Genomic DNA, 13340 nt, shown 5'->3' with positions numbered 1-13340 from the left:
TTGCCCGAAGCACTTTTCATGAACCAAAAAACCTAATGGTGTAAAATCTGGTTTTCCACACCTGAATCTGTATAGTTAATTTGAAAACTGAATGATTTTAGATTTGCTTTTAATTGAGCTCGATCACCTTTGTTTTCCCAAGTGATATCGATTTCGTTTTCCGAAGTATCTTTAAAACTCATATTACCCATAAATGCTTTAGAGGTATTTCTTAACCTAATAATTTCCAATTGGTGGCGCACAACATCCTTTTTTAAACTTCTTTCAACATCTTGAAAAGTTAAGGTGGTTCTATTAATTTCTTTATGACCACCGCTACCAGCATTATCGGCTGCTTCATAATCATTTTTTCCAGCAAAAACATCTAGATACCATACTTGGGGAATACCTGGCATAAACATCTGAATTGCTCTAGCGAGCAACATTTTCTTAATGTCTTCACCCAAGGCACTGAAAAAGGTAGCATTGACTTGGTAGTACGATATTTTTTTTCCTGAGGGCCCATAAAGATTTTTAACCCGGCCGCCACGTTCCATTACCTTATTCATAATGGCTTCTATTTCATCATCATTCAACAAACCCTTGTGGTAATTGCCACCTACCGTTTTCCCTTTTAAGTCTAATACTGGGATACCATCATGGCACCCCAACATATTTACTGTTTTGTAGCCTTTGGTGTCTATCTCATTTATCCACTTAAACAAGGCTTTGTTATTGCCTGTCTCTAAAGTATGAATCATTAAACCTGGAAGAAAGAAATCATAAATGGGGTAACCCTCAGCAGCAACTTCTTCGTGTAGCTTTACTCCATATTCGGCATGTATTTCTGGCAGAAGAACCAAATTGTGTTTATCGGCAATTTGTTTTATGCGTTCTAAATACTGCCAAGTGCCCGGTTTATTGAAAAAATTGGTTTCTCCAACTTCTTTATGCAGATAGGCAAAAGCATCCAATCGCAAAATTTCGCAACCATACTGTTTTAATTTAGTCAGAGTTTCTTCGTAAAACTGCCAAACCAAATCGGATTTGGCATTAACATCCATTTGCCCCAAAAACGTTTTTTCTTTAGTGGTTTTATCTACCGTTACTTTTTGGTAAAACGTATTCCAATATGGCTTTTCTGTACCATCAGGGAAAGGGACTTTTAAAATGGGCAATCCTGCTTTTCGCATAAATAATTTATCCAAAAATTCTTTTTTGGGCACCACCACTCCATCTTCATTTTTTTCACCATTACCTTCCCAAAAGGTATTCCAATTGATGAAGAAATCTTTGTATTTTGATTGTTCACCGTTCTTCAACAAATCTTTAAACTGAGGCGAAGCTACCGACAAATGATTGAGAACAATGTCGAATTTCAATTTAATATTAAGTTTCTCCAAAGCCCGTAAATTGTCTTCTGAAACCAATGTTTTATTCAAATTGTAATCTATAATTGAAAAACCTCGATCTAAATCACTGTTGAAAAAAGTAGGCAAAATGTAAAAAAGCGAAAATACATCCTTAAACTCAGGCTTTTTTAGCATAGCAACTAAATCGCTTAGGTTTTCACCGATACTGTCGGGGTAAGCATTAAGCATTACCCCACTTGACATTATAGTTTGTTCCTCTTTCATAATAGTTTTGATAAAATATTGATGTTGTCTGGCAACCGTCCTACATTTTGAAGTTTGAGTGCTGCCAGTTTCAAAGCCACTTCTAGACATTCCTCAACAGACTTTTTATTAATATAAGCAAACAAAAAACCAGACCAAAAAGCATCGCCCGCACCAGTAGCATCCATAACCTTCTCTATTTTTACAGCTGGTTTTTCTATCACTTTTTTTCCTTTTTGCGATAATTTTACGCCTTTGCTCCCTAAGGTTAAACAAACGGCATCGACGCCTTGATTATGAAAAAAATGGAATATTTCTTCGTGAGGAAGCTCTCTTTTAAAAAACCGAAGCATATCATCTTCACTTATTTTCACTAAAGGGTTAAACTTACAATAGGCCTTTATCACCTTTAAAGCTTCATCTTGACTACCCCAAAGCTTTCTAGCATAATTAAGATCAATACTAAGGGTACAACCTAAATTGAAGGCTTCCTCTGCTTTTTTTAGAATTGTTTCTCGTGCTGGCTTTCGGCTCAATGCAAAACAAGTAGTATGGAAAACCTTAGTTTTCTTTAAAGTTTCTGTTGTTATTTGATTTTCATCAATCTGATAATCGGCTTCCCTATAAGGAATAAAATCTGGAGTGCCTTCAGACCTCGACACGAAAATAACGCTGGTGGCATTGTTTTCTATCTTATTGATATAATTGGTGTTTACACCAACTTCTTCCAGCCTTTTAAACACATACTCGCTAAAACCATCTTTACCTACCGTGGCCACCAATGCCGATTTTAAACCCAATCTAGCAGAGTTCATTGCTACGTTTGTTGGCGAGCCCCCCAAATACCTATGATAATCGCGCGTTTCGTTAATTAAAACTCCTGATTGATGGCCGATAAAATCGACCAAGACCTCACCCACACATAAAATATCTATCTCTTTATTATTTTGAATCATTTTTAATTCTTGTATTAATGTGCACTAACGTTAAAAACACCCTCATTATCTTCCTCTTTATTCATTTTAGGCTCCTTCAGTCTGAGTGCCAAAACACCAGCTATTAAGAAAAACACCCCTCCGAAAAGGATAGCATTAATAGCACTATTACTCAATAAATTTTTAACTATCGGACCAAAAGTTAATGTTTGTATTCCCATAGGAATTACTATCATCATATTTAAAATGCCCATATAAACACCCCGTCTTTCTTGTGGTACAATTTTAGAAACCATAGAGTAAGGGATACCCATCATTGCTGCCCAACCAATCCCGAATAGTATCATGGGTAAAATCACCAATAAAGGATCGTTTATGTAAGGGATGCAAAGCATGGCAAACCCAGTTATAAACAAACTAAAAACGTACACTTTTTTGCCACCAAATTTTAAAGCTAATGGCACCAAAGCCAAAGCAAAAACTATGGTAGAAATATTGTATGTAGTATTCATCTTTGCCGCTTGTGCTAATGCTTGAGAACTATCGAAGCCCATACTTTCCTTAAACATTGGAGCAATAAACTGCCAATACACAAACAAGGCATACCACTGAAACAAATAAACCGCTGAGAGCTTCCACATAAACTTAGGCATGTCTTTTATGGCACTTACAATTTCCAAAAACGGTGTTTTTATTCTTTCGGTAATCGGTAAAGTTTTGTGCTTTTTAATTTCTTCTAATTCTTCATCATTAGGCGGAATTTCCGGCGTTTTTAATACCGACCAAAGAATTGTTGAAATAGACAAAACAGCCCCTATAAAAAAGGAATAATACAGCCATTTCGGGATGGATTTTACATTTTCTGTAACTTCTTCCACACCACCAAACCAATCCTGAAAAATAAATATTGAAGCATTGGCCAAAACAATTCCTGCTCCTACAAACAAACTCTGCATTTGATAACCAAAACTAAGCTGTTCATTAGGCAACTTATCGCCTACAAACGCTCGGTAGGGCTCCATGGCCATGTTGTTTCCCACATCGAGTATCCACAAGAGTCCCACGGCAAACCATAATGCTGGACTAAATGGAAAAGCAAACAAACACAAACTACCAATTAAGGCGCCTATTAAAAAGAAAGGCTTTCGTCTTCCCCATCTTGGAGACCAGGTTTTATCTGAAATAGCCCCAATGATAGGCTGAATAATCAATCCAGTAACTGGGCCGGCCAAATTAAGCAAAGGCAATTGATCGTGCTCTGCGCCAAGAAATGAAAAAATGGGATTAACAGCCGTTTGCTGCAAACCAAAACTATACTGAATGCCTAAAAAACCTACATTCATGTTAAAGATTTGCCAGAAAGTCAGTTTTGGTTTATTTATTTTCATGGTTTTAGTCTTTTATGTTCAGTTGTTTTAAAAAGCCCTCAAAATCGGCAATATTATTCATAACTAACTTTCCTCCTAAATCTACAATGGGCAGTGATATTGCATCAAGCGGAATGCCTGCTTTTTTTAGTTTAGATATCATTTCGTTTTGTTTACTTATATCCAAATCAACATCAAAATAAACAAATTCAAGATTGTTATTTTTAAGATAGGTTTTGGTGTCCAGACAATAATGACAGGTATCGCTACCATAAACAATTAGTTTTTTCAACTCTTCTTTAGTAGGTTGATTTTTTAAACCTACCTTATGATCTTGCCCAAAGCATAAATTTATTGCTAGAGAAAAAAACAATATTGAAACAATTATTGACTTCATAATATAAACTGGGATTAAAAGAAACCGGTGGAACTTACCAAAATACCACCAGTTCCTTAATCAACAAAAAAATCAAACTAAATACCCTGTTAAAATTTATACTGTAATGAAACAGTTGATGAGCGACCACTAATAGACCTTGCTCTAACCAATCGGTTGTTGCCAAAAGCACCATCACCATTACCTTCAACTTCTGTAATCCCAACGGTATCGAATAGGTTATTAACACTTAGTACTAATGACAACCCTTTGGTTAGCCCCGCTCTACCTATTAAGTTAAAGTAGGCATATGCCGGCATAACTAAATCATTATCATCTTGAGCATAAGATTTCGTGGTGCCCAAAACGCTTAATGCGAAACCGTGCTGCTTATTTTCACCGAAGTTATAAGATGGCGATAAGTTGTAAACCAAATCGGCCTGTCTTCTTGGCGTATTTCCTTTGTTTTCTCCACCGTCAATTTCAGCTTTGGTCCAAGTAAAAGAACCATTAAATGTTAAGTTTTCTCCAAAAGCTAATGCCGTTTCGGCCTCTAAACCAAGTGCTTTAAATGGGTTTCCTACCGAACGATTCAACTCATTACTTAAACCTTCATCTGTATTACTCATAAATCCAGTAAGGTTAAGTACCCCGTTGTTCAATCTTTTCTTGAAACCAACTTCAAGTTGAGATACCTCATCGTATTGCACATCGGCTTTACCATCTGTTCCGTAGTTATTTCTATCGGCCGCTCTACCTGAAGCACCAGAACTATATCTTGCAAACACAGCCGAACCTTCATTTAATTTGTAATTAAGACCAGCAGAATACGATACAAAGTTGTATTTATCGTCAATAATTTGTCCGGCATTACCAATAATTACTGGTACGCTTTCTTCAATACCTTCAATAGTACCATTTCCATCGTAATCATAATTACCTTGGCTTGTTGGCCCAGCCTGAATGTTTCCGTTTACACGAACATTTTCAAAACGGACACTACCATCAAAGTTTAATTTTTCAGTAATATCGGCATCAATACCAACATATGGTGAATTTACATTGTGAACCGTGTTGTATTTACGTTGGCAGCAATTACCCCAAACCGGAGTTCCGTAAGAATACTGGCCATTTCTTGAGAATCCATCGAAATCTGCCAATCTTGCTTGTCCGTCACCTTTTACCTCAGAAATAAACGAACTCCATTGCCATCCAATTTTAGTATTTTGGGTTGCCGTAAACAAACCAGCAGTAAACCCAACATTGTCACTTATTTTCTTCGACACTTTAACATCTCCAAAGAAATTACTTAAATCATCAACCGTTACATCGAACATGTGTATAATTTGTGCCAAACCGTTTGAAGGATTGAAATCTTCTCTATCGCCATCTGAATATACTAAAGAACCAGTAGCATTTACAGCATCTCTGGCTGTAGTTTCAATTTCAGAAACAGATCCAACAGCCGCAGTAAACGGAGACACCCACTCTCCGCTATTGTTTGAATATCTTGCTTTACCAGTAACTTTCCAATCTTTTGGCAAGCTAAAAGAGAACTCCGCTCCCAAAGCTTTTGATATGGGATTGTTTCCATTTCTAACATCGTTTACATGGTTTTCTCCACTGAAGGGCGATGTTCCCGCACTTTGTTGTAAATAGGCTGAATGTACCGCATCTGAAGTAATGTCGAAACCTGGTAAGTTATCGAAAGTAGGGTCGTCATTGTTACCTTTTAGCAACATAGGCATAGGCAAATACATTACAGACCTGTCGTTGAGTAATTTTGTATAAACACGCACATAGCCATTATCAAATCTTTTGGTAAGGTTAGCTTTAAATTGCCCACCTTTGTTACCTTGGTAGCCAATTTCACGAGGGCCTTTACCTGTTCTGATAAATCCGCCCATGTGATAGGAAAAGCCGTTTTCTAAAGGCGTACCATATTCAAAATCCAATCGGCTAGTTTGGTAATCCAATCCAAACGTTGTACCCACAGAACCGCCCTCAGTTGAACCTGTTTTGCTAATCATGTTGATGATACCAGCAGGTCCATTTGAAGTTTGTGTTGAGGCCGAACCACCTCTAATAGCTTCAACTCTACCAATATTAGAATCGATTCTTAAAAAGTTATCGGCATTACCAAAAGAGGTATCTCCAAATAAATTTAAAGGCAAACCATCCTCTTGAATTTGAAAATATCTAGAACCGCCCGAAGAAATAGGCACACCACGTACATTAAAGTTGGCATTACCTTCACCACCCGATGATTCGGCACGAATACCCGGAATGTTTCTAAAAAGCTCACCCGAACTACGCGGAGCAGCCTGCTCAATCAGTTTTACGTCCATTGTTGAAACCGATACACTCGATTCGATTTTTGATTTTGGATTTACTACACCCGTTATCACAACTTGGTCTAGCGATTGGGTATCTTCCTTCATAGTAAGGTTAACCAAAACATCTGCTCCACTAACAGTTACACTTTGTGAAAACTTAGCATAACCCAAAAATGAAGCGACCAATGTATATGTTCCATTTTCAACATTATTGATAGAATAATTTCCATCAAAATCTGTCACCGAACCCTTGGAGGTTCCTTCTAAAATAACGTTAACACCAGGCAACGGCACCCCAGCTTCGTCTTTTACGTTTCCTGATATTGATTGTGCCATTACACTTCCTACCGAAAGGAGCATTACAATCAATAAAATCCCTTTGTTCTTTAATGTGTTCATTTTGTCTTTTTTAGTTATTCAAAATTTAATTGGTCTATTTTTAACAAATCTACACTTGAAATGTATGTTTTTTATCAATTAACCAAACTAAAACGATTTAGTTTAAACTAAATCGTTTTAGTAATTATAAAAATTAACTTTTATATTTACCATAACTAATGATCGGGATACCATTCCCAACACTCCAAAAAAACGGACAACTGAAAAATAAGCTATAACAAAATTCTATTAGATGAAAGAAGCGGTAACCCTAAAACAAATTGCGGAAAAATTGGGTATTTCAGTAACTGCTGTATCGAAAGCTCTTAAAGACTATCCAGACATTAGCAAAAAAACAAAAAAACTTGTAAGGAAAACTGCTAAAGAACTCAACTACAAACCCAATATTTTTGCGGTTAATTTAAGGACCAAAAAATCAATGATAATTGGTTTGATTATTCCCGAGGTAGTTCATCACTTTTTTTCGAACGTTATAAAAGGCATTGTTTCTCAAGCTAAAAAAAAGGGATATCTGGTTATTATTTTACAGTCAAACGAATCGTACGAATTAGAAAAGCAACAAATTGATTTATTGATGAGCCAACGGGTAGATGGCATTTTAATTTCCTTAGCCAATGAAACTTCTAATTTTAGTCATTTAAATGATATTATAGCCCAGGAAAAGCCTTTGGTTATGTTTGATAAAATAGCCAAAGTTGTAAAATGCTCTAAAGTTATTATAGATGATAGAAAGGCTGCTTATATGGCTACCCAGCATCTAATAAATACTGGCTGCAAACGAATTGCACATTTTAGGGGTTCACTTCTGCCACAAAATTCAATCGATAGGTTTTTGGGTTATAAAAAAGCTTTAGAAGACAACAATATGGTTTTCGACCCCTCTTTAGTATATTTATGCGAGTGTGGCGACATGAGTTTTGAAGAGGGACAAAACAATGCAAAAAGGCTATTGAAAGAACACGATGATGTTGATGGGATTTTTATCAACACCGATTTAGTAGCCATTGGTGCGATAACTGAATTTAATAAACAAGGTATCAAAATACCCGACGAAATAAGTATTGTTGGGTTTAGCAATTGGTTTATGTCTTCGGTTATTTCTCCTTCCCTGACCACTATAGACCAACCGGGATACCAAATGGGTAAGATTGCATTTAAACAATTATACAAAGAGATTAAAGCCGTTAAAAAAAATAAAACTATCGAACATGAGGTTATAAAATTAGAAACAGCTTTGATAAAAAGAAATTCTACTAAAAAAGAAACCATCTAATAATCCCTTAAAAATTCAATATTTCGCTTTAATCCTGCATATTTGGTTCGCTTTACAGCCGATTTTTTAAAAACTTTACTAAAAGTATCTTCGGTTATTTCTTCCCAGTCCTTTTTACTCATGCCCAATAACTCGGAATGCGGGTTGAATAATGGTTCGCTATGAGGTTTTGAAAAGCGGTTCCAAGGGCACACATCTTGACATATATCGCAGCCAAACATCCAATCGTCCATTTTTCCTTTAAATTCTGTAGGGATATTATCTTTTAACTCAATGGTAAGATAGGAAATACACTTACTCCCGTCAACAACATATGGCTCTAAGATAGCTTCCGTTGGACAAGCATCAATACAGGCTGTACAAGTTCCGCAATGGTCTGTTGTTGGGTTGTCATATTCCAATTCCAAATCAATAATGAGTTCGGCAATAAAATAAAACGAACCGACTTGCTGAGTTAACAAGTTACTGTGTTTACCTATCCAGCCCAAACCACTTTTGGCCGCCCAAGCTTTATCTAAAACCGGTGCAGAATCAACAAAAGCACGACCACTGACTTCACCAATTTCATCTTGAATAAACTGCAAGAGTGATTTCAATTTATCTTTAATAACAAAATGGTAATCGGTACCATAAGCATATTTTGAGAGTTTATAACTTTCAGAATTTTGCCTTTCAGATGGAAAGTAATTCAATAATAGCGACACCACACTTTTAGAGCCTTCTACCAGTTTTGTAGGGTCTAATCGTTTATCAAAATGGTTTTCCATGTACTGCATTTTGCCGTTCATGTTATTGTTTAGCCATTTTTCCAAACGTGGGGCTTCGTCTTCTAAAAATTGGGCTTTGCTGACACCACAGGACAAAAAACCGAGACGTTTAGCTTCGGATTTGATGAGTTGGGTATGTTTAGATTTTTGATTCATGTATGATGCGATTCTGAAACAAGTTCAGAATGACACAAAGTGTTAAAACAATCCACCTTGCGTAGGCCCTTTTATTTTTCCAAGATGTTTGTAAGCTTGCTCAGTCACTTCACGGCCACGTGGGGTTCGCATAATGAAACCTTGCTGGATTAAAAAAGGCTCATAAACCTCTTCAATAGTTTCTGGACTCTCACTAACGGCTGTGGCAATAGTCGTAATACCAACAGGGCCACCTTTAAATTTTTCAATAATGGTTGTCAGGATTTTATTGTCCATTTCATCCAGGCCATGGGCATCAACATTTAGGGCTTCCAGTGCGAATTTTGATATTTTTATATCAATACTTCCATTACCCTTTATCTGGGCAAAATCACGAACACGGCGCAATAATGCATTGGCAATTCGAGGTGTACCTCGACTTCTGCCGGCTATTTCAACTGCAGCTTCCATGGTAATAGGAACGTTTAAAATCCCTGCACTTCTTTGAATAATAGTAGTGAGCAACTCTGTGTTGTAATACTGAAGCCTACTTTGAATTCCGAAACGCGCGCGCATGGGCGAAGTTAATAGCCCCGATCGCGTTGTAGCACCAACCAAAGTAAACGGATTAAGATTTATTTGAACCGTACGGGCATTGGGTCCCGTTTCGATCATAATATCAATTTTGTAATCCTCCATAGCCGAGTAGAGATACTCTTCAACAATAGGGCTTAATCGATGTATTTCATCAATAAAAAGCACATCACGCTCTTCTAAGTTAGTTAACAAGCCCGCCAAATCGCCAGGTTTATCTAATACAGGCCCTGAGGTAACTTTTATACCTACATCGAGCTCATTGGCTAAAATATGTGCTAAAGTTGTTTTCCCAAGGCCAGGAGGACCGTGAAACAATGTGTGATCGAGTGCTTCGGTACGTAAATTTGCAGCCTGAACAAAAATCTGTAGGTTTTCCAATACCTGATTTTGACCTGTAAAATCTTCAAAAGACAAGGGTCTTAATTTTTTCTCTACATCGATTTCCTCTGGAGAAAAATTATTGTTTGTTGGATCAAGGTTTTCGTTCATACTAAACAAATATAATCAAAAAGCTCTTTACAATGGTGAGATAACATCTCAATGAATCTAAAGTTTATCACTTAATTTTTGTAGCAGAATAAGAGCAATTAATCTTCTTGATCTGTAACAAAAAAGCCTATCCAAAATGGAAAGGCTTTAAATTTATTTTTAGAACATTCTGTAAACTAATGATGCAACTCCTCTTCGCCGTCTTTTAACGGGATATTTTGAGGCACAAAGTCGACGTCATGACCTGGTTTGCTGTAATCGTAAGCCCAACGGTGTACGTGTGGTATTTCACCTGGCCAGTTCCCGTGCATATGTTCAACAGGCGTTGTCCATTCTAAAGTTGTAGATTTCCAAGGGTTTTGTGGTGCTTTTTTACCATAGAAAATGCTTGCAAAGAAATTGTACAAATAAACAATTTGCACAACACCTCCTACTAACGCAAATACGGTTATTACCACATTTACGTTCGCTAAATCATCAAATAAAGGGAAGTTACTGTTCGTGTAATAACGACGTGGTAGACCCGCCATTCCAATAAAATGCATAGGGAAGAACACACCATAAGCACATACGGCAGTAATCCAGAAGTGGATGTAACCCAAGTTTTTGTTTAACATACGTCCAAACATTTTAGGATACCAGTGATAAATACCGGCAAACATACCATACAATGCCGATATACCCATTACTAAGTGGAAGTGCGCCACAACAAAATACGTATCGTGAACGTTAATATCTAACGCAGAATCACCTAATATAATACCTGTTAACCCTCCGGTAATAAATGTTGACACAAAACCAATGGAGAATAACATGGCAGGATTCATTTGCAAGTTTCCTTTCCAAATGGTAGTAATCCAGTTAAAGGCTTTTACCGCCGATGGAATTGCAATTAATAACGTTGTGAAGGTAAACACAGATCCTAAGAATGGGTTCATTCCCGAAACAAACATGTGGTGTCCCCATACAATAGTTGAAAGGAAAGCAATAGCTAAAATTGAGGCAATCATCGCACGATAACCAAAAATAGGTTTACGTGAATTAGAAGCCATAATTTCAGAAACCAGTCCCATGGCTGGTAAGATTACAATGTATACTTCAGGATGCCCTAAGAACCAGAACAAGTGTTCAAAAAGTACAGGCGAACCGCCTTGATAATGTAATACTTCACCTTGAATAAATATATCCGATAAGAAGAATGATGTTCCAAAACTTCTATCCATGATTAATAATAGTGCGGCAGATAATAGTACTGGGAATGAGATTACACCGATAACCGCTGTAATGAAAAATGCCCAGATTGTTAGAGGGAGTCTTGTCATAGACATTCCTTTGGTACGCAAATTAAGCACGGTAACAATGTAGTTTAACGAACCTAGTAATGAAGAGGCTATAAAGATAGCCATGGCTACTAACCACAAGGTCATACCCATACCCGAACCACCTTGAGCCATTGGCAATGCACTTAACGGGGGATAAATGGTCCAACCTGCCGCTGCTGGTCCTGCTTCAACAAACAATGAAATAACCATGATTACACTCGATAAAAAGAATAACCAGTACGATACCATGTTCAAAAAGCCTGATGCCATATCGCGGGCACCAATTTGCAGTGGAATGAGTAAATTACTAAATGTACCACTTAAGCCAGCTGTAAGCACAAAGAACACCATTATGGTACCATGAATGGTAACCAATGCCAAATATATATCGGCATCCATAACACCATCTGGCGCCCATTTTCCCAGTAGAGCTTCAAACAATACGTTTGGCTCTTCTGGCCATGCAATTTGCATACGGAACATCATAGACATTAAAACACCTATAACGCCCATTATCGTACCTGTAATAAGGTACTGTTTGGCTATCATCTTATGGTCTTGGCTAAATATATATTTAGTTACAAACGTTTCTTTATGATGATGTCCGTGGTCGTCGTGAGCGTGAGTATCTGCGTGTGCTGACATAATCTTATTTCGTTTTTCTTTTTTTATTAATTAACTAGAGAGTTCTTAAATTCCTTTTGTTCTTTCATCCAAGCATCAAATTCTTCTTGCGTTTCCACTATTATCTTCATTTGCATGTTATAGTGTGATTTTCCACAGATTTTGTTACATAGTAAAAGGTAATCAAAGTCATAGCGCTCTAAGGCATCTTCGCCTTTGGCTATCAATTCTTTACTTTTTTCAACTCTAATATTATTAATGTTTTGAACTTTTTCTACTATTTCTGGTGTTTGGCGCATATCGGCTGTGGTTACCGTTGGTGTAAATCCAAATTGTGTAATCATACCTGGCACACAGTTCATCTGAGCTCTAAAGTGAGGCATATAGGCTGAGTGCAAAACATCTTGCGAACGCATTTTAAATAATACAGGTTTTCCAACTGGTAAATGCAATTCGGTCGTAATAACATCATCTTGAGCGTTAGGATCGGCTTCATCCAAACCTAAAATATTGGCACGGTCAATATCAATTAAACGCACGTTTGCTTTACCTAAAGTATTGTCTTCACCACCATACCTAGCTTTCCAGTTAAACTGTTGCGCATACAATTCTACCACCATAGGATCGTCTGTTTCATCAACTCCCATAATATTAACCCATGTGCTTAAACCGTAAATAATTAAACCGGCTAAAACTATTACAGGTATAATCGTCCAAATGGCTTCAAGTTTATTGTTATCGGCAAAGAACAAGGCCTTTTTACCTTTTTCGCCTTTGTATTTAAAAGCAAAGTAATGCAGTAAAAACTGTGTAATGGTTTGAACAAAGAAAATAATAACCAACGAAACAATCATTAAATTGTCTATGGTTGGGCCGTGCTCTGAAGCTGAATTGGATAATAATGGTAAATCGCCCCATTTAACAAAACAAACAATGGTGATGATATAGATGAAAGCCAAAAAGCCCATCATTAAATATCCATTAATTCTATTGTCTTTGTCGGTAGCAACACCAGAGGTAAGGTTCTCATTTCTGGCTTGCGCCAAATCGAAAATCTTTACCATTTGCCAAATGGCAACTAAAATAAATACTAAAACTATAATTGTTAATAAAGCAGTCATTGGT

10 protein-coding genes are annotated in these 13340 nt (G+C 36.9%); 1 reads left to right on the top strand and 9 read right to left on the bottom strand.

Annotated elements, in window-relative coordinates; genetic code table 11:
• Positions 1-32 precede the first annotated feature (32 nt).
• From gtfA to GSB9_02324, 5 genes are all read right to left on the bottom strand, one after another.
• Positions 33-1616 carry a sucrose phosphorylase gene (gene gtfA, locus GSB9_02328; GenBank protein UKM65757.1) on the bottom strand — a complete coding sequence of 528 codons (1584 nt, stop codon included), beginning with the start codon at positions 1614-1616 and terminating at the stop codon, positions 33-35.
• Positions 1613-2551: a carbohydrate kinase gene (locus GSB9_02327; protein UKM65756.1), complete on the bottom strand. Its 939-nt coding sequence runs from the start codon at positions 2549-2551 to the stop codon at positions 1613-1615. The genes gtfA and GSB9_02327 overlap by 4 nt, the downstream gene beginning before the upstream one ends.
• Positions 2552-2565: 14 nt before the next feature.
• Positions 2566-3918: an MFS transporter gene (locus GSB9_02326; GenBank protein UKM65755.1), complete on the bottom strand. Its 1353-nt coding sequence runs from the start codon at positions 3916-3918 to the stop codon at positions 2566-2568.
• Positions 3919-3922: 4 nt separating this feature from the next.
• On the bottom strand, positions 3923-4294 hold the full coding sequence (locus GSB9_02325) for a glutaredoxin family protein (protein ID UKM65754.2): 372 nt from the start codon (positions 4292-4294) through the stop codon (positions 3923-3925).
• A gap of 89 nt (positions 4295-4383) precedes the next feature.
• Positions 4384-7008 (bottom strand): TonB-dependent receptor, encoded by a 2625-nt coding sequence (locus GSB9_02324; protein UKM65753.1) that lies wholly within the window; start codon positions 7006-7008, stop codon positions 4384-4386.
• Positions 7009-7240: 232 nt separating this feature from the next.
• Here GSB9_02324 and GSB9_02323 point away from each other — a divergent pair, with 232 nt between their 5' ends.
• A complete protein-coding gene (locus GSB9_02323; GenBank protein UKM65752.1) occupies positions 7241-8281 on the top strand; it encodes a LacI family transcriptional regulator in 1041 nt (346 codons plus the stop codon).
• On the opposite strand, the gene queG is transcribed toward GSB9_02323, so the two are convergent.
• From queG to GSB9_02319, 4 genes are all read right to left on the bottom strand, one after another.
• Positions 8278-9204 (bottom strand): tRNA epoxyqueuosine(34) reductase QueG, encoded by a 927-nt coding sequence (gene queG / locus GSB9_02322; protein ID UKM65751.1) that lies wholly within the window; start codon positions 9202-9204, stop codon positions 8278-8280. The genes GSB9_02323 and queG overlap by 4 nt on opposite strands.
• Before the next feature lie 42 nt (positions 9205-9246).
• Positions 9247-10269, bottom strand: coding sequence for a Holliday junction branch migration DNA helicase RuvB (ruvB, locus tag GSB9_02321; protein UKM65750.1), 1023 nt, complete (start codon positions 10267-10269; stop codon positions 9247-9249).
• Between the two features lie 176 nt (positions 10270-10445).
• The gene (locus GSB9_02320; GenBank protein ID UKM65749.1) at positions 10446-12236 is read right to left on the bottom strand and encodes a cbb3-type cytochrome c oxidase subunit I; all 1791 of its coding nucleotides are present in this window, start codon (positions 12234-12236) and stop codon (positions 10446-10448) included.
• A gap of 26 nt (positions 12237-12262) precedes the next feature.
• Positions 12263-13336 carry a cytochrome c oxidase subunit II gene (locus GSB9_02319; protein UKM65748.1) on the bottom strand — a complete coding sequence of 358 codons (1074 nt, stop codon included), beginning with the start codon at positions 13334-13336 and terminating at the stop codon, positions 12263-12265.
• Positions 13337-13340 lie beyond the last annotated feature (4 nt).

The sequence above is a fragment of the Flavobacteriaceae bacterium GSB9 genome (assembly GCA_022749295.1).
In the GTDB taxonomy this organism is placed as follows: domain Bacteria; phylum Bacteroidota; class Bacteroidia; order Flavobacteriales; family Flavobacteriaceae; genus Flavisericum.
Note: the sequence above shows the minus strand (reverse complement) of the source record. Positions and strands in the feature narration are given on the sequence as shown.

Coding starts and splice junctions, on each gene's coding strand:
- GSB9_02319 (UKM65748.1), bottom strand. CDS start 13,336: ATGACTGCTTTATTAACAATTATAGTTTTAGTATTTATTTTAGTTGCC.
- GSB9_02323 (UKM65752.1), top strand. CDS start 7,241: ATGAAAGAAGCGGTAACCCTAAAACAAATTGCGGAAAAATTGGGTATT.
- GSB9_02326 (UKM65755.1), bottom strand. CDS start 3,918: ATGAAAATAAATAAACCAAAACTGACTTTCTGGCAAATCTTTAACATG.
- GSB9_02320 (UKM65749.1), bottom strand. CDS start 12,236: ATGTCAGCACACGCAGATACTCACGCTCACGACGACCACGGACATCAT.
- GSB9_02325 (UKM65754.2), bottom strand. CDS start 4,294: ATGAAGTCAATAATTGTTTCAATATTGTTTTTTTCTCTAGCAATAAAT.
- queG (UKM65751.1), bottom strand. CDS start 9,204: ATGAATCAAAAATCTAAACATACCCAACTCATCAAATCCGAAGCTAAA.
- GSB9_02324 (UKM65753.1), bottom strand. CDS start 7,008: ATGAACACATTAAAGAACAAAGGGATTTTATTGATTGTAATGCTCCTT.
- ruvB (UKM65750.1), bottom strand. CDS start 10,269: ATGAACGAAAACCTTGATCCAACAAACAATAATTTTTCTCCAGAGGAA.
- gtfA (UKM65757.1), bottom strand. CDS start 1,616: ATGAAAGAGGAACAAACTATAATGTCAAGTGGGGTAATGCTTAATGCT.
- GSB9_02327 (UKM65756.1), bottom strand. CDS start 2,551: ATGATTCAAAATAATAAAGAGATAGATATTTTATGTGTGGGTGAGGTC.